At 56.5% G+C, this 19,636-nt stretch carries 13 protein-coding genes and 3 pseudogenes; 13 read left to right on the top strand and 3 right to left on the bottom strand.

Features of this window, described 5'->3' with window-relative positions; genetic code table 11:
- The first annotated feature begins 391 nt into the window (after positions 1-391).
- The 8 genes and pseudogenes from DU29_RS0120175 to DU29_RS0120135 all read left to right on the top strand — a co-directional run bounded on the left by DU29_RS0120175 (position 392) and on the right by DU29_RS0120135 (position 9,967).
- On the top strand, positions 392-1,642 hold the full coding sequence (locus DU29_RS0120175) for a TolC family protein (RefSeq protein WP_028623314.1): 1,251 nt from the start codon (positions 392-394) through the stop codon (positions 1,640-1,642).
- On the top strand, positions 1,639-2,874 hold the full coding sequence (locus tag DU29_RS0120170; RefSeq protein WP_152635569.1) for an efflux RND transporter periplasmic adaptor subunit: 1,236 nt from the start codon (positions 1,639-1,641) through the stop codon (positions 2,872-2,874). Before DU29_RS0120175 ends, DU29_RS0120170 begins: the two co-directional genes overlap by 4 nt.
- Positions 2,875-2,883: 9 nt before the next feature.
- Positions 2,884-6,069 carry an efflux RND transporter permease subunit gene (locus DU29_RS0120165; RefSeq protein ID WP_028623312.1) on the top strand — a complete coding sequence of 1,062 codons (3,186 nt, stop codon included), beginning with the start codon at positions 2,884-2,886 and terminating at the stop codon, positions 6,067-6,069.
- A gap of 633 nt (positions 6,070-6,702) precedes the next feature.
- Entirely contained in the window at positions 6,703-6,906 is a 204-nt protein-coding gene (locus DU29_RS0120160) for a co-regulatory protein PtrA N-terminal domain-containing protein (protein ID WP_028623311.1), read from the top strand.
- A gap of 217 nt (positions 6,907-7,123) precedes the next feature.
- Positions 7,124-7,736 (top strand): annotated as a pseudogene (locus DU29_RS1000000131675) (multicopper oxidase domain-containing protein); the annotation flags it as partial.
- An 81-nt stretch (positions 7,737-7,817) separates the two neighbouring features.
- Positions 7,818-8,645: pseudogene (locus tag DU29_RS01000000130235) on the top strand (HAD-IC family P-type ATPase); the annotation flags it as partial.
- Between the two features lie 14 nt (positions 8,646-8,659).
- Entirely contained in the window at positions 8,660-8,956 is a 297-nt protein-coding gene (locus DU29_RS01000000130230) for a DUF3703 domain-containing protein (protein ID WP_328286344.1), read from the top strand.
- A 99-nt stretch (positions 8,957-9,055) separates the two neighbouring features.
- On the top strand, positions 9,056-9,967 hold the full coding sequence (locus tag DU29_RS0120135) for a cation diffusion facilitator family transporter (RefSeq protein WP_028623309.1): 912 nt from the start codon (positions 9,056-9,058) through the stop codon (positions 9,965-9,967).
- A 145-nt stretch (positions 9,968-10,112) separates the two neighbouring features.
- On the opposite strand, the gene DU29_RS0120130 is transcribed toward DU29_RS0120135, so the two are convergent.
- Positions 10,113-11,549 (bottom strand): heavy metal sensor histidine kinase, encoded by a 1,437-nt coding sequence (locus DU29_RS0120130; RefSeq protein ID WP_028623308.1) that lies wholly within the window; start codon positions 11,547-11,549, stop codon positions 10,113-10,115.
- Positions 11,546-12,220 (bottom strand): heavy metal response regulator transcription factor, encoded by a 675-nt coding sequence (locus DU29_RS0120125; protein WP_028623307.1) that lies wholly within the window; start codon positions 12,218-12,220, stop codon positions 11,546-11,548. Before DU29_RS0120125 ends, DU29_RS0120130 begins: the two co-directional genes overlap by 4 nt.
- 488 nt (positions 12,221-12,708) lie before the next feature.
- Between DU29_RS0120125 and DU29_RS0120120 the strand changes: the two genes are divergently transcribed.
- From DU29_RS0120120 to DU29_RS0120100, 5 genes are all read left to right on the top strand, one after another.
- Positions 12,709-13,995 (top strand): TolC family protein, encoded by a 1,287-nt coding sequence (locus DU29_RS0120120; RefSeq protein ID WP_236645632.1) that lies wholly within the window; start codon positions 12,709-12,711, stop codon positions 13,993-13,995.
- A gap of 88 nt (positions 13,996-14,083) precedes the next feature.
- Positions 14,084-15,316 (top strand): efflux RND transporter periplasmic adaptor subunit, encoded by a 1,233-nt coding sequence (locus tag DU29_RS0120115; RefSeq protein WP_028623305.1) that lies wholly within the window; start codon positions 14,084-14,086, stop codon positions 15,314-15,316.
- Between the two features lie 26 nt (positions 15,317-15,342).
- On the top strand, positions 15,343-18,510 hold the full coding sequence (locus DU29_RS0120110; RefSeq protein WP_028623304.1) for a CusA/CzcA family heavy metal efflux RND transporter: 3,168 nt from the start codon (positions 15,343-15,345) through the stop codon (positions 18,508-18,510).
- Positions 18,511-18,651: 141 nt separating this feature from the next.
- On the top strand, positions 18,652-18,852 hold the full coding sequence (locus DU29_RS0120105; protein ID WP_028623303.1) for a co-regulatory protein PtrA N-terminal domain-containing protein: 201 nt from the start codon (positions 18,652-18,654) through the stop codon (positions 18,850-18,852).
- Between the two features lie 145 nt (positions 18,853-18,997).
- Positions 18,998-19,330, top strand: a complete 333-nt coding sequence (locus tag DU29_RS0120100) for a DUF2790 domain-containing protein (RefSeq protein WP_028623302.1) — start codon at positions 18,998-19,000, stop codon at positions 19,328-19,330.
- A 170-nt stretch (positions 19,331-19,500) separates the two neighbouring features.
- Here the strand turns inward: DU29_RS0120100 and DU29_RS1000000133365 are convergent.
- A pseudogene (locus DU29_RS1000000133365) lies at positions 19,501-19,636 on the bottom strand (group II intron reverse transcriptase/maturase); the annotation flags it as partial.

Below are 19,636 nucleotides of genomic sequence, written 5' to 3'. Positions count from 1 at the left end.
GCTGCTGCTGCTGGCAATCGCCTGCGCGGCACTACCGTCAGGGAAGGTTCATGCCCATACAGGCGGGGCTGTGGAACATGGTCACGAAATCGCGCCAGCCAGCGTTGCCTCGTTCGAGCACGATAATCACTCGGGGCGTTCAGAGCCTGTGGGTGACGTGGTTTTACATGCACACGATATAGGCACGACCTCAACGGGATTGCCCCAACTACCGGTGATGATGACGCAAAACGATATGGCTTCCTCCTCTCTTGGGAGTCGCCTGGTCGTGTCTTCCCCCCCCTCTGAAGCGCCGCTTCCGCCCTACCGCCCTCCGATTATCTGACGACATCCAACAGGCTGCTTTTGGCTGCCTGCATTGCGTTGTTTATCGATAATTCGGAGGTATTCCTTGAACCTGCGTTGGCTCATGGCACCGGCTTTTGCCGGGGTCTTTTGCAGTATCCCTGTAGGGATGGCTGCCGATTCATTGCGTCTTGAGGAGGCTGTAGCGCGTAGCCTCGCTTCAGATCTATTCATAGCGGCTCAAGAGGCCGATCTGCAAGCAGTGCAGGCCCGTGCCAAGCTTGGAAGTCTCTCGACGCCATACAGTGTCGGTGTCGATCTGGAAAATGTCGGCGGTACCGGCAGCTTGAGCGGCCTGAGATCCGCTGAAACCACGCTCCGCCTGAGTCGGGTCATCGAACTCGGTGGCAAGCAGGCTGCCCGGCAAGCACTGGGGGCGGCAGAGATGGCGCGCCAGCAGCACCTTTCCGACATCGCACGCCTGGAGGTCGCCAGTCGGACCACCGGGCGTTTCATCGCGGTGGCAGCCGCCCAGTACCGTCTGGAATTCGCGCGCCAGCAGCTCGAATTAGCCGACACTACACGTCGCGAAGTTGCCCGAGGGGTGGCGGCGGCGCGCAATCCTGAATCCGATTTACGTGCAGCAGAGATCGTTGTAGGCGATGCCGAACTCAAACGCGATGCGGCCGAACGAGACCTAGCGAGCAGCAAGGTCGCGCTGACCGCAAGTTGGGGGGCGATCAAGCCCGACTTCCTCCAGGTTGAAGGCAATATCCACGTATTGCCATCAATTGAAACCTTCGAGACGCTAGCCGCTCGCTTGCCTATGTCGCTTGTTCAGCGCAATGCGGCCTTCGAGGCCGACACCATTGCTGCCAAACGTCGGGTTGCACAAGCCAGCGCCAAGCCGGACATCGACCTCAGCCTCGGTGTACGTCGGTTCGAGGAGCTGGACGATCAGGGGTTGGTCATGTCGGTTTCGGTGCCGCTGGGCAGCAAACCGCGTGCCTCGTATGCGATCACAGAAGCCGATGCACAGCTTACGGCGCTGGTCTCCCGCCAGGAGGCCCAGCGCATGGAAAGTTACCAGTCACTGTTCGGGCTGTACCAACAACTGATGCAGGCGCGTACCGAGTATGAGGCCTTGCGTACGCGTCTGGTACCCAAGGCCGAGCAGGCATTCACTTTCGCTCGCCACGCCTTCGATGCTGGCCGCACCTCCTTCATCGAACTGACCCAGGCTCAACGCACGTTGTTCGACCAGCGCACACGCGTTATTGACGCCGCCGCCCGCTACCACACCCTACTCGTTGAAGTCGAACGCCTCACCGCCGTCGCTTCGGGACCTACGCCATGATTGACCGTCTTATTCTTGTGTTAGCCCTGTCCCTTGTTCTCGTCGGCTGTGGCGAATCGAGTTCGGCCGCCAAACCCAGTGAAGACCAGGCGACCGCCAATGCCGATTATGAGCGCGGCCCCCATCGAGGCCGCATGCTGCGCGCGGGTAACTTTGCTCTCGAAGTGACAATCTTCGAAACCAACGTACCGCCACAGTATCGGCTCTACGCCTATCAAGACGACACACCGCTGGATCCATCCGAGATTCAAGCCACGGTCGAACTTGAGCGCCTGGATGGCGAGGTCAACCGCTTCACCTTCCAACCGGAGAACGACTACTTGACCGGTAGCGGCACCGTAGTCGAGCCCCACTCGTTCGATGTCAGGGTCAGCGCCAAACAGGGCGACAAAACCCACCAGTGGGAGTTCGCTTCCTATGAAGGCCGCACCACCATCCCCGCCGACGTCGCGAAGGATGCGGGCGTCAACGTCGAAGCAGCAGGCCCCGCCGTGATACGCGATAGCGTACGTCTGGTCGGTAATGTCGTGCTGGATGCCAACCGTCGCGCGGCAATCAAGGCACGCTTTCCCGGTATCGTGCGTGCAGTTGCGGTGCAACACGGCCAAAACGTAAGCCGTGGGCAAACGTTGGTGGTGGTCGAGGGCAATGACAGTCTGCGCAGTTATACCATCACCGCGCCGTTCGATGGCGTGATACTGGCACTCAATACCAATATCGGCGACGTCGCCGACGGCAATACCCTCATCGAGATGGCCGATATGTCCAGGGTCTGGGTGGAACTGCACGCGATCGGCGAGAACGCCTCGCGAGTGGCCGCCGGTCAACCGGTGCGCATCCGTGCAGCCACCCATGATGCCGTAACAGAGACCGTCATCGATAGGTTGCTGCCACTCACCACCCGTGGTCAGAGCGTTGTCGCCCGCGCAAGCATTGCCAACCCCGACGGCAGCTGGCGTCCGGGCATGGCCGTGGAAGGCGATGTTACCCTCGATGAGCGCCAGGCCTCGCTAGCGGTAAAGGAGTCGGGCCTTCAACGGTTTCGCGATTTCACCGTGGTATTTGCCCAGATCGGCGAAACCTACGAAGTACGGATGCTCGAGCTAGGTACGCGCGATGGTGAATATGTGGAGGTGCTGAGCGGGCTCAAGCCAGGGACGTCATACGTCACCGAGCAGAGCTTCTTGATCAAAGCCGACATCGATAAATCCGGCGCCAGCCACGACCACTGAGGAAGCGCCATGTTAGAAAAAACCATCCGCGCCGCGATAGCGCATCGCTGGTTGGTCCTAGTTCTGATGCTGGGCGTTTCTGCGCTCGGCATCTGGAACTACGGCCGCCTGCCGATCGACGCGGTGCCCGACATTACCAACGTTCAGGTGCAGGTCAACACCGAAGCGCCGGGCTACTCGCCCCTGGAAGCCGAGCAGCGGGTCACCTATCCGGTCGAGACCGCCTTGGCCGGCCTCTCTCGCTTGCAATACACACGGTCCATTTCCCGCTATGGCTTGTCCCAAGTCACCGTAGTCTTCGAGGATGGCACTGACATTTACTTCGCCCGGCAACAAGTCGCCGAGCGGCTGCAGCAAGCCGCAGCGCAGCTGCCACAAGGGCTGGAGCCGAACTTGGGGCCGGTAGCAACCGGGCTTGGCGAAATCTTCATGTATACCGTCGAAGCCGAACCCGGCGCAATGAAAGCCGATGGCACACCATGGACTTCGACGGACCTGCGCAGCCTGCAGGATTGGGTCGTTCGGCCTCAGTTGCGAAATCTCAAGGGAGTAACGGAGGTCAACACCATCGGCGGCCATGTCCGCCAGATTCTCATCTCTCCCGATCCAGCCAAGCTGGTTGCCTATGATCTGACCCTGAACGATCTGCTCAGTGCAGTTGAGCGCAACAACACCAATACAGGGGCCGGCTACATCGAACGTTCCGGCGAGCAACACCTGATTCGGCTGCACGGCCAGATCGGTGTAGCGGAGGGCCTGAGCGAAGTGGTGGTGGCAATGCGCGAAGGGCTGGCACTGCGCATCAGTGACGTCGCCCAAGTCAGTGAAGGCTCCGAACTCAGAACCGGCGCGGCGACCAAGGACGGCCGCGAAGTGGTGCTTGGCACGGTGATCATGCTGATCGGCGAAAACAGTCGTGATGTCGCGCAGCGTGCGGGGAACAAGCTCAAGGAGATCAACGAGACGCTGCCCGACGGCATCAGTGCACTCTCCGTGTATGACCGCACTGACCTTGTCGATCGCAGCATCGCAACCGTGCAGAAGAACCTGGTGGAAGGTGCATTGCTGGTCGTGGCCGTGCTGTTTCTACTGCTCGGCAACCTGCGCGCAGCCTTGATCACCGCTGCGGTGATTCCCTTGACCATGCTTTTGACCATAACCGGCATGGTGCACAACCGTGTCTCGGCCAACCTGATGAGCCTGGGAGCCCTGGACTTCGGTCTCATCGTCGATGGTGCGGTGATCATCGTCGAGAACTGCCTGCGCCGCTTCGGCGAACGCCAGCATTCACTTGGGCGCCTGCTGAGTCGCGAGGAGCGCTTCGAACTGGCTGCCGCGGCCAGCGCGGAGGTCATCAAGCCCAGCCTGTTCGGTCTGTTCATCATCACCGCCGTTTATCTGCCGATCTTTGCCCTGACCGGTGTCGAAGGGAAAATGTTCCACCCCATGGCAATTACCGTGGTGATGGCACTGACCGCAGCGATGGCGCTGTCCCTGACGTTCGTGCCAGCAGCGGTGGCGCAATTCGTCGCCGGCAAGGTCAACGAAAATGAGACCCGGGCCATGCGCGGGTTGAAGCGTATCTATGCGCCTCTGCTGCACAAGGTTCTGGTCATGCCCGTGGCCGTTGTGGCAGGGGCAATCGTGTTGACCGTACTGGCCGGTATGTTGGTGACGCGCCTTGGCACAGAGTTCATTCCCAACCTGGACGAAGGCGACATAGCCTTGCACGCACTGCGTATTCCGGGCACTAGTCTGACTCAGGCAATCGGCATGCAAGAGCAACTCGAAGCGCGAATCAAGGCATTTCCTGAAGTCGAACAGGTGGTCGCCAAGCTTGGCACAGCCGAAGTAGCTACTGACCCAATGCCGCCTTCTGTCGCCGATACCTTCATCATACTCAAGGACCGCGCCGATTGGCCGAACCCACGCAAGTCCAAAGCCGCGCTTGTCGAAGAAATGGAAACCGCAGTCCGGGCCATCCCAGGCAACAACTACGAGTTCACCCAACCCGTTCAGATGCGAATGAACGAGCTGATCGCGGGTGTACGTGCCGAGGTTGCAATCAAACTCTTTGGCGACGACCTGGAGCAACTGGCCACTGTCGGAGCAAATATCGAGACGATTACCGCCGGGATAGACGGGGCGGCAGACGTGAAGCTGGAGCAGGTCACCGGGTTGCCGCTGATGACGATTATCCCCGACCGCGCGGCACTGGCGCGGTATGGTCTTTCAGTGGTCAATCTGGGTGATGCCGTGTCCGTGGCGCTGGGTGGCGGCACCGCCGGACAGCTGTTCGACGGCGATCGCCGCTTCGACATTGTCGTGCGCCTGGATGACAGCCAGCGCCTTGACCCCAACGTACTCGCAGACCTTGCGATTGCCCTACCCGCAGCAGCCGACTCCAATGAAGCAGGTTTGGTCTCCGCACCCCGACATGTGCCGCTTAGCGCAGTCGCCAAGATCGTATCCGAACTGGGCCCAAATCAGATCAGTCGCGAGAATGGCAAACGACGCGTGGTGGTCACTGCCAACGTACGCGGTCGCGACTTGGGCTCATTCGTCGAAGAGCTGCGCGCCAAGATCGCTACAGAGGTCGAGCTGCCGGTAGGTACCTGGGTTGAGTACGGTGGTACCTTCGAGCAGCTCATCTCGGCAAGTCAGCGGCTGACGGTAGTAGTGCCAGTGGTATTGCTGTTGATCTTCGGACTGCTGTTCATGGCCTTCGGCTCGGCGAAAGACGCCACCATCGTATTCAGCGGTGTGCCACTGGCGTTGACAGGCGGTGTGCTGGCTTTGTGGCTACGCGACATCCCATTCTCGATCTCCACCGGCGTGGGCTTTATCGCGCTGTCTGGTGTGGCAGTGCTCAATGGCCTGGTGATGATCAGCTTCATTAGTAAGCTACGAGCCGATGGCGAGCCATTGCACGATGCGATCGTCAATGGAGCGATGACTCGCTTGCGCCCCGTACTGATGACCGCGTTGGTCGCCAGCCTCGGCTTCGTGCCAATGGCCCTCAATGTTGGCACCGGCGCCGAGGTGCAGCGCCCCCTGGCGACCGTCGTGATTGGCGGTATCATTTCGTCGACGCTGTTGACCCTCTTAGTGTTGCCAGCGCTTTATCACCTGCTGTATCGCAATGGGGAATCAGAGCTGGCCAAGCCGTTGCAAAAAGGGTTGACCACCGGCTAGAGTGAAATGAAGGGGAGACGGTGGCTAGAAAGGTAAGGCTATGCTCATAAACATAGCCCTCTCCAAACCATCTACCGTCGCCCTGAATGCCATTGTATTTGCCTTATTCAGGGAAGGCTAGAACGACCGACTCCGTCGCTTTCGTCGGGTCGTTTGTGACCTCTAACACAGGTCTAGCCGCTAACCCACGGCTGAGGAGGGCTACGATGCCTGCTATAAAATCATCCCGCCTTTTTCGCGGACCTACTTGATGTAATCCCGTAAGTACGACGCAGCCTCTTTCTTTGGCTTTCGGATACTGGCGCACGTTAATAGCCGTGAAGGCCGGCAAGCTGTAGTGGTCAACTAATCCCGGAACCTATTTAGGTGAGAATGCTCGCCAGATCGAGGTGTCAGGTTTCATTAGACCACTACAGTCTGCCGTGCATTATTGCTTAGGATGGACGAGACCTTACGGATTGAGCAGCAGGCTGTTCAAGGAGGAAATCGCAACCTGACACAAATGTAATGTACACCTAAGGTTTCTGACAGGGCGACATGGGTATGGTTGCTTCGCGCCTGAAGCTCAGCCCCCGGAACCACCTTGAGAGGTGGAGTCAACGGGGTAACCAAATCTCACTTGAGGATACCCAAATGAAATCCATAAAAGCGCTCTTCATAATCACCGCTCTGACTGCCTCCTCCCTGGCTATGGCCGAAGGTGGCGGTGACCGGGTAATCGCGCATATGGAGCAAGCCCGAAAAGTCTCGATGGACTACCAGCTTGCACAGAAGCAGAAGGCAGAAGCCCCAGTAGCTGAAAGCAAGGCCAAGGCGACCGGTCACGCCAGTTGCTGATCTGTCTATCGTCCCCAAGTTGACAGAAATGTAATCATCCGGATGGTTCACATGTGCCAACTTCTACGTTCGTTGGCGCGTGCATCTGACTTATAGCGGCAGCGGGCTCGGCTGGTTAGCCGTGTGAGAAGAAACGCCTGAAAGGCAGTTCAACCTGCAAGCAACACACGCAGGCTGTTTAGCACTGCTTTCTTTTGACTGATTTGACAAAAACGGCATGCACTCCAAAACTTCTAGACGGACCTTAGTCAAAGGCCTGGCTGCCGGAGGCATTCTTGCAGGCCTAGGCCTGTGGCGCCCCCCAGTTTGGGCGGTAACCAGCCCTAGTCAACTCACTGTGCTATCCGGCACGGAGTTCGATCTATCGATCGGCGAAACCCCGGTGAATATCACCGGCTCGCCGCGCATAGCCATGGCCATCAACGGCAGCCTGCCTGGACCTCTGCTGCGCTGGCGTGAAGGCAACACCATCACCCTGCGAGTGAAAAACCGCCTGGAGCAGAACACTTCCATCCATTGGCACCGCCTCCTGCTGCCCGCCAATATAGACGGTATGTCGGGCCTGAGCTTCCACGGTATCGAGCCAGACGACATGTACGTCTACAAATTCAAGGTTCGCCAGAACGGCACCTACTGGTACCACAGCCACTCGCGACTACGTCGTGATACTGTCTGACTGGACCGATGAAGATCCTGATCGTGTCATGGCCACACTCAAGAAGCAGTCGGACTACTACAATTTCCACAAACGCACCGACGGCGACGTCATCGATGACGTGAGCGAGAACGGTTGGTCCGCCACCGTGACTGATCGGAAGATGTGGGCCGAGGGCTGATGAAAAACACCGCGCAACAGGCCACTCTATTTGACCTGATCATTGGCCGAGATTTCAGAACTAGACCCTCAGATTATTGCCGCCAGTCTGGGCGGTCGCTCGGATCACCCGGCCTCAAAGGCCATCGCTAAACACGCGGCCTTGGACGCCTCAGCGCTCAAGCTTGTCGAGAATTTTGAAGCCCTTCCCGGACGTGGTGTAAAGGGGATAGTCGAGGGTGAGCTTTATCACCTGGGCAATCATCGTCTCATTGAGGAATTGGGTCTTGGTACGCCACAACTGAACGAATCCCTGAGTCGTCTGGAGCGCCAGGGGAAAACCGTTGTGGCATTGAGCAACGCTACGCAGGTCATGGCGCTGTTCGCGGTTGCCGATACGGCGAAGGACTCAAGTCAAACCGCAATCAAAGAACTTCATGAACTGGGCATCAGGACCATGATGCTGACAGGTGACAACTCACACACTGCGCAGGCAATTGCGCAACAAGTCGGGATTGATGAGGCGCGAGGAAATTTGCGGCCCGCCGACAAGCTCGAGGCCATTGTTGAGTTGCAGAACCGTGGTCGTGTGGTGGGGATGGTCGGCGATGGGATAAACGATGCGCCGGCCTTGGCCAAGTCCCAGATCGGTTTCGCTATGGCCGCTGCGGGTACCGGCACCGCAATCGAAACGGCTGACGTCGCGCTGATGGATGATGACCTGCGGAAAATCCCGGCATTCTTCCGCCTGTCTCGACAAGCCGCCACGGTATTAAAGCAAAACATCGGGTTCGCCTTGGGCGTCAAAGCTCTGTTCCTGGTGTTCACTTTGATGGGCTTGGCCACCATGTGGATGGCGGTGTTTGCAGATGTCGGCGTCAGCCTGTTGGTAGTGCTGAATGGGCTGCGATTGCTGAAAAAATAGTCCGGAGATTACGCATGAAAGCGATGTTGCATCGGGCAACTCTTGAGGGCTTCGGCGAGGCCCGTATTGCGATTCGGGCCCGAGATTATAAGCGCGCTTACCATTGGTTGGAGCGGACCCACATCCTGGCACAGCGCCGTACCTCGCTACATGTAAAGTCCCACGTCTTGATGTTGTACGTGGGCATCCGGGCACAAGATCCTCGGGAGGTTTGGGGACAAATACCACGTGTCTTCGCAGCACTGCTATTTTCTAAAGTATGGGTACCTTCGGGAAATACCGGCGCGCTCGAGTCAGTGCGTTTCAGGTGATGCCTCTCTCCCGAGAACTGGAGTCACTTCTTAGCGAAGAGTAACCCGGGGCGGTCTTCTGAGTCGTTGTCGCATCCGTTCACACACATGGAGAGTCATATGAGCGCTGGTCATAGTCACGGTCAAGCACGTGCAGGGCACGAGAAAAAGTTATGGATTGCTCTGGCGCTGACGACAAGCTTTATGGTCGCAGAGGTCATTGGGGCTTTCATTACCGGCAGCTTGGCGTTGTTATCCGACGCCGCTCACATGCTGACCGATTCCACTGCCCTGGCTATTTCATTGGTCGCTATTCAGATCGCCAAACGCGCTGCGGATAAAAAACGGACATTTGGCTATGCACGATTTGAAATCCTCGCAGCTGCTTTCAACGCGACTCTGTTGTTCATGGTGGCGGTGTACATCCTGTACGAGGCCTATCAGCGGTTTAAAACTCCGACAGAAATCCAATCGACAGGCATGCTGATCGTCGCCGTGATAGGGCTGGTTGTGAACCTTGTTTCAATGCGCTTGCTCATGTCTGCCAGTGCCGAAAGCCTTAACGTCAAAGGCGCGTACCTGGAGGTTTGGAGCGACATGTTGGGCTCCATAGGCGTAATAGGGGCGGCATTGATCATCCGTTCTACCGGATGGACTTGGGTTGACTCGATCGTTGCCGCGGCTCTCGGGCTGTGGGTTCTCCCCAGAACCTGGGTTTTGCTCAAAGAAAGCATGAACATCCTGTTGCAAGGGGTTCCAGATGGTATCGATATCGCTGAAGTGGAGGTGAGAATCAGGGCGGTTGAAGGCGTTGAGGATATCCATGATCTGCATATCTGGGCTTTGACCAGCGGGAAGAATGTCATGAGTGCACACCTTGTCGTCCAGCGTTCCTCCCGAGCCGAGCAAGATATATTGGCTGAGGTGACTCGACTGATGAGCGAGGCATTCCGTATTAGCCATACGACCCTTCAATTAGAGAACTCGCAGTTTCATGCCGGGCTCGAAGAAAACGAAGGCATGCAGCACTAGAAAGGTACCTCGCGAACATCCATGCCTAGGTGTGGTCCGCCATGTGGTCAGACCTCAACGGACAATAAGCCCCTGAACCACCTGAGCATTTCCAGTGGTGCAGGGGGGGCGTTAAGCGCTAGTTACAGGTGCTTGATGGCGGAAATTACCCCTGAGCCTTTCTTGCCTGCTGCCAGGTAGTCTGTCCGTCGAGGTTTGGAAAACTCAGCCTGAAAGTGGTGATGCTGCCAGGCATGCTTTGAACCTCCGCCGTTCCCTGATGGAGGCTCATGATCGATCGAACAATCGCCAAGCCAAGACCGGTACCACCTTCCGCACGCGAACGACTGGTATCGACTCGATAAAAGCGGTCGAACAAGTGCGCCAGATGCTGAGGCTCGATCCCTGCGCCTGGGTTGCCTACAAGTAGCGAAACTTGTTCGGCATGGTTTTCGATAACAATTGAAATGGATTGTCCTGGCGGGCAGTGGCGTATCGCGTTGGACAACAGGTTTGATATTGCTCGCTGAATCATCAACCTGTCGCCAATGGTCTTGCCGTGTCCGGTGACGCTCAGGCTGACCCGTTTCTCTTCCGCAGACAGTGAAAACAGATCGACGACCTTCAATGCTTCATCATTTAAAGTAATTGTCTCGAACGGGACGAGCGCCGCGGGGTGACTGACCTGAGCAAGGAAGAGCATATCCGAGACAATTCGGGTGACACGGCCCAACTCTTCGGTGCATGACTCCAGCACCGCTTTGTACTCTTCGGCCGGCCGCTCCCGAGACAGGGTCACCTGGGCCTTGCCCATCAAATTGCTGATGGGGGATCGCAGTTCGTGGGCCAAATCATCGGAGAACTGCGACAGCTGCTGAATACCGTTGTCGAGTCGGTGCAGCATGAAGTTGATGCCATGGGCCAGCTCACTGAGCTCCTGAGGCATTTTGACCACAGAGAGTCGATGGCTGAGGTCTTGAGCCGAGATCATGGCGGCGACCTTCCGGAACTCTCTCAGCGGAGAAAGTCCTCGCTGCACTACGGCCCAAGCACTTATTCCGATGAGTATCAGCAAAAGCGGCAGAGTAATAATCGTCGACCGAAGATACGCGCTGAGCAGCGCTTCATCGTTTGCACCATCCATCGACAGCAATACGGGAACGCTCATACCGTTCTTTAATCGCATGAGCTTGGACGCGGTAAGGGAGTGTCGACCCTCACCATCGGAACTGGCGGAGAATGAAATCTTGTCGGCGGCAGCAGTCGCAGCCTTCAACTCAATCCGCGGATCCAACAAACCAGACCCGAATCTCAGTAAGGGCGTCCTGAGGTTTGTCAGGTCATAGATGGCCAGGTTCAGATTGTCATGCCCCATGACTTGATCCAGCAATAAGTGCGGCTTCGAGTTTACGTCGGCCGTGTCCTCGTATAGTGAGAGGTGGTGTTCAACCTGCTGCATTTTATTGTCCAGGCTGCTTTTCGCCAGCTTGTCCAACTCATGCGTTAACGCGAAAAAAGCCAGGACAGCCAAAAACACTACCAGCAACGTCCCCAGAATACTCACCGTCAAACCTAGTCGCATTGACAGGCTGACCGGCTTCATTCGCGCGCCTCCAGTACGTAGCCAACACCGCGTAGCGTATGGATCAATTTGTTATCGAAGGGGTCGTCGATTTTGGCTCTCAATCTACGAATTGAGACTTCGACAACGTTAGTGTCGCAGTCAAAGTTCATGTCCCAGACCAATGAAATGATTTGGGTGCGGGAGAGCACTTCTCCAGTCTGACGCATCAGCAGGTGCAGAAGCGCAAACTCCTTGGTCGTCAGATCTATGCGCTGATCACCCCGAAAAGCACGGTGGCGTCCTTGGTCGAGCTCCAGATCGGCTACCTTGAGTACCTGCGGGACAGGAATGTGCTCACTGCGGCGCAACAGGGTTCGTACCCGTGCCAGTAGCTCAGGAAACTCAAACGGTTTGACCAGATAGTCATCGGCGCCTAAATCCAATCCGCGGATCTTGTCCGCCAGGCGCCCTCGGGCCGTCAACATCATGACCCGGGCATTACTGCTTTGGCGCAGACGTTCAAGAACCCCCCAACCATCAAGTTCTGGAAGATTAACGTCAAGTATCACCAAGTCATAGACATGTTGACGCGCCAGATGAAGTCCATCTGTGCCAGTTACTGCACGGTCTACAATATAGCCACTTTCAGTCAGCCCTTGATGCAAGTATTCGGCAGTTTTAGGCTCGTCCTCAATGACAAGGATTCGCATGATATGTCACCCATGTTTAATGGCAAAAAATAATTAGTTAATTCAGAAAAGTTAGTACTTTTTTAGGGTTTTCTGACCGAAATAATACGACTTTGAAACTCGTCAGTTGTTCGTGGCCTCAATGTCCAGCCGCTAGCTAATGATCATCATCCTAAAGCCTGTAGCTGCTACAGGGTCAAGCCAAAGCCCCGCTCTTGAGCCATCAAAGCAGCCTCTTGCGACAATGTGTCGCACAAAGAGCTCTTGAATCTAGCCATGAATGACGACGCCCATGCTTATCAAGCTTCGACAAGTGCTGTTCGGCAGATATTGGCCTGAGATCTGTTTCGTCATATTGCCGACCTTATGCATCTATTTTTTAACTCCTCCTATACTAGTGCAAAAAATACAGCCGGATCGCTGAATAACGTATTTGTAATTTTTCAGTCACCTTGCTGATAAGTGGAAAACTCTACATTTATGCATAGAATATTAGCGTTAAAGGATCTATGAAATTGCGTCGGCATAGAAAGTTAACTGCACCCTTGAGCATAAAAAAGGCCTTACTGGTAGTAGGCTTAAGTGGTGTGTTCTCACTGGCAGGCACCAGCTTCGCCGCAGTTTCGTCTTCGCAGACGCTAACCATGGATCAAGCACTGGAAACGGCCTTTGCCAACAATCCCGACCTGGCTGCAGCCCAGTGGGAAATTGGTATCGCTAAAGGAGGTCGACAACAAGCGGGCTTGATTCCTAACCCCGAGCTGTCCTGGGAGGCTGAAGATACCCGACGAAATTCACGCACTACGACGGTGATGATCAACCAGCCGATCGAGCTTGGTGGCAAGCGTGGGGCCAGGATAGACGTTGCCAGCCGAGCTCAGGATGCGGCTGGAATTGAACTGGAGCGCAAACGTAATGTTTTGCGTGCCGATGTCATCCAGGCGTTTTACAGCTCATCAACGGCGCAGCAAAGGTTGCTCTTGTCACGTCAATCCCTTGAACTCGCCGAGCGCGGTTTGCGTGTTGCTCAAGGGCGTATCAACAGCGGCAAGTCATCGCCTGTTGAAGGTACGCGAGCAGAGGTCCAGCTGTCTGAGGTGCGCCTGGAATTGAGGCGAGCCGAGCGGGATGAGGCCCGTGCCTATCAGCAACTCGCTCAGGTCATGGGGGCACCGTTGCCTGCATTCGCGTCTGTGGGGGATTCAGGCCGGTCGATGCCAACGGTGCCGGAACCTTCACTGCTGCTTGATCGCATTGGTGAAACCGCAGAACTACGGTTGGCAAAGCTGCAAATCGATCAGCGTGAAGCCTCCCTGGGCCTGGAGAAAGCTCAGCGTATTCCGGACCTCACCGTGAGTGTCGGCAGCCAATACGATGAAAGGGAACGCGAGCGGGTGAATGTCGTGGGGCTGTCGATGCCCATCCCGTTGTTCAACCGTAACCAGGGCAATGTACTGGCAGCCGCCCGCCGAACTGATCAGGCCCGCGACCTGCGCAATGCCAGTGAGTTACGTCTGCGCACAGAAATCCAGACCACTCTGGATCAGTGGATGACGGCGAACACCGAAGTCACGTCGTTCAATCAAACCATCCTGCCTGCCGCGCAAAGTGCCGTCGACACCGCTACCCGAGGTTTCGAAATGGGCAAATTCAACTTCCTGGACGTGCTCGATGCCCAGCGCACCTTAATCAGCGCACGCACCCAATACATCCAGGCCATTGCAGAGGCGACAGACGCCTGGGTGCGCATCGAGCGAATTTTCGGTGATGTCGACCAGCTCACTCGTACCCCTTGAATTTCATATAACGCTTTTTTTACCGCTGCTCAGCATCGCAGTGCCACGGTATTCCGTGACTGCCAACTGAGCTGCGCAGGGAGTCTCCATGGATAAAAAACAAATCCTTGTCACCGCACTGACCCTGACGGTGGGCATAGGAATTGGTTCGCTCTGGATGGGTAGCACGTCAGTACCGTCCACTGAGGCTCAGGCGCAAGAAGAACAGGGCCACGACGATCCCGACGATCACGGCAACGAGGGTGCCGCCAAGGAGTCAGCTGAAGGCGGACATGCCGAAGGCGAAACGCAAGAAGGTCACCTGACACTGAGCGACGAGCAGATCAGCTCGGCCGGTATCCAGTTGGCCGAAGCTAAGGCACAGAGCATTAGCCTTTCATTGCCCTTTCCTGGAGAAATCCGTTTCGATGAAGACCGCACTGCGCATGTGGTGCCCCGGGTGCCCGGTGTCGTCGAGTCGGTACATGTCAATCTTGGCCAACAGGTGAAAAAAGGTCAGCTAATGGCCGTGATCGCCAGCCAACAAATTTCTGATCAGCGCAGTGAGCAAGCTGCGGCGCAACGTCGTCTGGAGTTGGCGCGTACCACCTACGAGCGTGAGCGCCAGTTATGGCAGGACAAAATCTCTGCCGAACAGGATTTCCTTCAAGCCCGCCAGGCTCTGCAAGAAGCCGAAATCGCCCTCAGCAATACCCGACAAAAAATCAGCGTACTCAGTGGCAGCTCGGTGGTCAGCGGCGGCAACCGATATGAGCTGCGTGCGCCGTTTGACGGCGTCGTAGTCGAGAAACACTTGGGTCTCGGTGAGGTTATCAGCGAAACCACCAATGCCTTCACCCTCTCGGACTTGTCGCGTGTGTGGGTAACTTTCGGCGTTTCCCCCAAGGATCTGAACAAGGTGCTGGTGGGCAAGGCCGTCACGGTCAGTGCCCCCGAGTTGAACGCCGAAGTCACGGGAACCGTGGCTTACGTCGGGAATTTGTTGGGCGAGCAGACCCGTACCGCCACGGTTCGCGTAACTCTGGCGAACCCGCAAGGCGCTTGGCGTCCCGGGCTGTTCGTGACAGTGCTGGTTGACACCGATACTCGGCTGACGAAAGTCGCAGTGCCAGAAGCGGCGATCCAGACGGTCGAGGATAAGCCAACAGTTTTCGTTCGAACTGATGACGGGTTTAAGGCGCAGCCGGTGGTAATAGGCAGCCGTGCGGCGGGTCTGGTCGAGATCACAGAGGGCCTGGAGCCCGGTGTTCAAGTCGCTGCTGCCGGCAGCTTCATTCTGAAATCAGAACTGGGTAAAGCCTCGGCTGAACACGCCCACTGATCCGCCACTTCCACGAGAAGGTTCTCATGTTCGAACGCCTGATCCAATTTGCCATCGAGCAGCGCATCATCGTACTGCTCGCGGTTCTCCTCATGGCCGGCCTCGGCATAGCCAGCTACAAGCAGCTGCCGATCGACGCCGTACCCGACATCACCAACGTCCAGGTGCAAATCAATACGGGTGCCGCAGGTTTCTCGCCGCTGGAGACCGAGCAGCGCATCACTTTCCCCATCGAAACCGCCATGGCAGGCCTGCCGGCACTTGAGCAGACGCGTTCGCTCTCACGCTCGGGCCTGTCGCAAGTCACGGTGATCTTCAAGGAAGGCACTGACCTATTCTTCGCTCGGCAATTGGTCAACGAGCGATTGCAGGTGGCCAAGGAACAACTGCCCGAGGGCGTGGAAGCCGTCATGGGGCCAATCTCTACCGGCCTGGGTGAGATTTTTCTGTGGACGGTCGAGGCCGAAGAAGGCGCCGTCAAGGAGGACGGCAGCCCCTATACTCCGACCGACCTGAGGGTGATCCAGGACTGGATTATCAAACCTCAGCTGCGCAACGTTCCCGGGGTCGCCGAAATCAACACCATTGGCGGGTTCGCCAAGGAGTACCAGATTGCTCCCGATCCAAAACGCTTGGCGGCTTACAAGCTGACTCTGACAGACCTTGTGACAGCGCTGGAACGCAACAACGCCAACGTCGGCGCCGGCTACATTGAGCGCAGTGGCGAACAACTACTGATTCGTGCCCCCGGCCAGGTGGCGACCACCGACGACATCGCCAATATCGTGATGGCCAACGTCGATGGCACTCCTATCCGCATAAAGAATGTGGCGACCGTGGATATCGGCCGTGAAATGCGCACTGGCGCGGCTACCGAAAACGGTCGTGAAGTCGTACTCGGCACAGTGTTCATGTTGATCGGCGAGAACAGCCGTACCGTGTCTCAGGCCGTTGCCGTCAAGCTGGAGCAAATCAATCGCTCACTGCCCAAAGGGGTGGTGGCGGTCACCGTTTACGACCGTACCAACCTGGTGGACAAGGCGATTGCCACGGTCAAGAAGAACCTGATTGAAGGTGCAATCCTGGTAATCGCGATTCTGTTCCTGTTCCTGGGCAACATTCGCGCAGCACTGATCACTGCCATGGTCATTCCTCTGGCCATGCTCTTCACCTTCACCGGCATGTTTACCAACAAAATCAGCGCCAACCTAATGAGCCTTGGGGCTCTGGACTTCGGCATCATCGTCGACGGTGCGGTGGTGATTGTCGAAAATGCCATCCGGCGTCTGGCCCATGCGCAGCAGCACCACGGGCGCATCCTCACGCGCTCCGAACGCTTTCACGAAGTGTTTGCAGCAGCCAAGGAGGCCCGTCGACCGCTGATTTTCGGCCAGTTGATCATCATGGTCGTTTATCTGCCGATTTTTGCCCTGACCGGTGTCGAAGGGAAAATGTTCCACCCCATGGCGTTTACCGTCGTGATCGCCTTGCTCGGCGCCATGCTGCTGTCCGTTACCTTTGTTCCTGCGGCAATTGCCATGTTCGTGACGGGCAAGGTCAAGGAAGAAGAGAACGTGATCATGCGTGGGGCGCGTCGGGTGTATGCACCCGCGCTGGATTGGGTCATGAGCCATCGATCGCTGGCATTCGCCATGGCACTAGGCGTCATCGCTGCGTGTGGTGTGGTCGCCAGTCGAATGGGCAGTGAGTTTGTGCCGAGTCTCAGCGAAGGCGATTTTGCCCTGCAAGCATTGCGAGTACCCGGTACCAGCCTGACGCAATCGGTGGAAATGCAGCAGCGCCTGGAAAAACTTGTGCTGGAAAAAGTGCCTGAAGTCGAGCGGATGTTTGCTCGAACCGGTACCGCAGAGATCGCCTCCGATCCAATGCCACCGAACATCTCTGACAGTTATGTGATGCTCAAGCCGAAGGATCAATGGCCTGATCCAGATAAATCCCGGGAGGCTTTGACAGCCGAGATCCAGAAAGCTGCGGCCGCTATGCCCGGTAGCAACTATGAGCTTTCCCAGCCTATTCAACTACGTTTTAACGAGTTGATTTCAGGCGTGCGTAGTGATGTGGCGGTCAAGGTCTTTGGTGATGACATGGCGGTGCTTAACAGCACCGCTGCGAAAATTGCCGCGTCCATGCAGAAGGTCGATGGCGCCTCCGAGGTCAAAGTCGAGCAGACGACGGGGCTGCCGGTGCTGACCATCAACATCGACCGTGACAAAGCTGCACGTTACGGTCTGAACGTTGGCGACGTACAAGACACCATTGCGGTGGCGGTCGGTGGCCGCCAGGCCGGTACGATGTATGAGGGAGACCGCCGCTTCGACATGGTGGTGCGTTTATCCGACGCCATGCGCAAGGACGTCGAGGGATTGTCCACGCTGCTGATTCCAGTGCCGGCGCTGCTCAATGGCAATGCCGATCAGATCGGTTTCATTGCCCTTTCAGAAGTGGCGACCCTCGATCTGGTGCTGGGGCCGAACCAGGTCAGTCGTGAAAACGGTAAGCGTCTGGTGATCGTCAGCGCCAACGTGCGTGGACGAGATATCGGCTCGTTTGTACAGGAAGCCAGCAGCGCCATTGATCAAGAGGTGCAGATCCCGGCCGGTTATTGGATCAACTGGGGTGGGCAGTTCGAACAACTCCAATCAGCGGCCAAACGCCTACAGATCGTTGTCCCGGTGGCCCTGCTCCTGGTATTCGCCCTACTGTTCATGATGTTCAACAATCTCAAGGACGGCCTGTTGGTGTTCACCGGGATTCCATTCGCGTTGACGGGTGGAGTCATGGCTTTGTGGCTACGTGATATTCCGCTATCAATCTCGGCGGGTGTTGGTTTCATTGCTTTGTCGGGAGTGGCGGTGCTGAACGGTCTGGTGATGATCGCTTTCATCCGCAATCTTCGAGAGGAGGGACATTCGTTGAGTTCTGCGATCAACGAAGGAGCCCTGACACGGTTGCGTCCAGTGTTGATGACAGCTCTGGTGGCCTCCCTTGGCTTTATTCCTATGGCTCTGGCCACTGGAACCGGGGCAGAGGTCCAACGACCACTGGCTACCGTGGTGATCGGTGGCATCCTGTCTTCAACTGCGTTGACCCTGCTGATACTGCCTGCGCTGTATCACTGGGCGCACCGTCGAGATGAGGATGAAGCAGAAGAAGAAAAAACAGCAACCGTATAGTTCTTCGATTTTAAAGCCCGCTGCTGAGATTCAGTAGCGGGCTTTTTACGCAGGTTACATTACGGATCTGTAATCTTGGTGCCACCGTGATGATAGGTTCGGATTGATACACTAATAGCGTTATCTATATGAGGTGTCAGAATGAAACTTACCCAAATATTTGCTCTCGCAGGCGCTTTGCTCCTTTCTTCGGTTGCAATGGCTGAAGGTGGTGGAGACAGAACCTTCGAGAGAATGATGGCGGCGAAGGACCGGGCAATGGAGGCATATGCTGCCAGAGAAGGGAAAAATGCCCCGGTGGTGTCAAGTGATGCTAAAGATGAGACGACTAAAGAAATATAGTAGGACACATGTAAAACACCCGCTCCCGGTTTTCGGTGGCGGGTTTTTTATGGATAGCTTGATTACACATTCGTAATCCTAATGCCACGCCGTCGCAATGTTCGAATTGATATCCTTGTAGCAATGATTATATGAGGTACAAGATATGAAGTTTATGAACATCATCGCTTTCGCTGGAACTCTGGCGATTTCTTCAAGCGTACTTGCTGAAGGCGGAGGGGATAAGGCCTTTGAAAAAATGATGGCTGCTAATGCTAAAGCCATGGAGCAGTATGCGATTAGTCAGGGAAAGAGCGCTCCTGTAGCTAAGCAATACGAGTACGGGATGAAGTTGGATGTTGTAAAGGTGGTTAGTATGGTGCGGCCTGCGAAAGTCTGCGCAGTGGTGCCCGCCGCAATGACATATGAAGACTCAGAAGGGCAGCTAAATACGATCAGGTACACAGTGGCTGGAGAGTGCCGTAACCGAGGTGGCTAGCAGTTGCACTCCTGTCAGACGGATTCATAACGCTCGATGTACTTCATCACTTAGAGGTGTCGGGCGTTTTTTATGTGCAGGAATCGGCATAGGGGACGGCCTTCATAGGCCGCTCCCCTGCCACACCACCCGGCATGCGGGTCCGCACCGGGCGGTTCGAGAGATTGAGGTTATGAGAGGCGCGCCAATCCCAGCCTGTCGAACCACGCAATATTCAGCACACGATTCAACTCAAAACGGCTATTACGCCACCAGCGATGAGAGTTACTGGCCACCCTCTGCGCCACCTGCTGGCTCGCCCCCAGT

The organism is Pseudomonas sp. Ant30-3, assembly GCF_000690905.1.
In the GTDB taxonomy this organism is placed as follows: Bacteria; Pseudomonadota; Gammaproteobacteria; order Pseudomonadales; family Pseudomonadaceae; genus Aquipseudomonas.
Note: the sequence above shows the minus strand (reverse complement) of the source record. Positions and strands in the feature narration are given on the sequence as shown.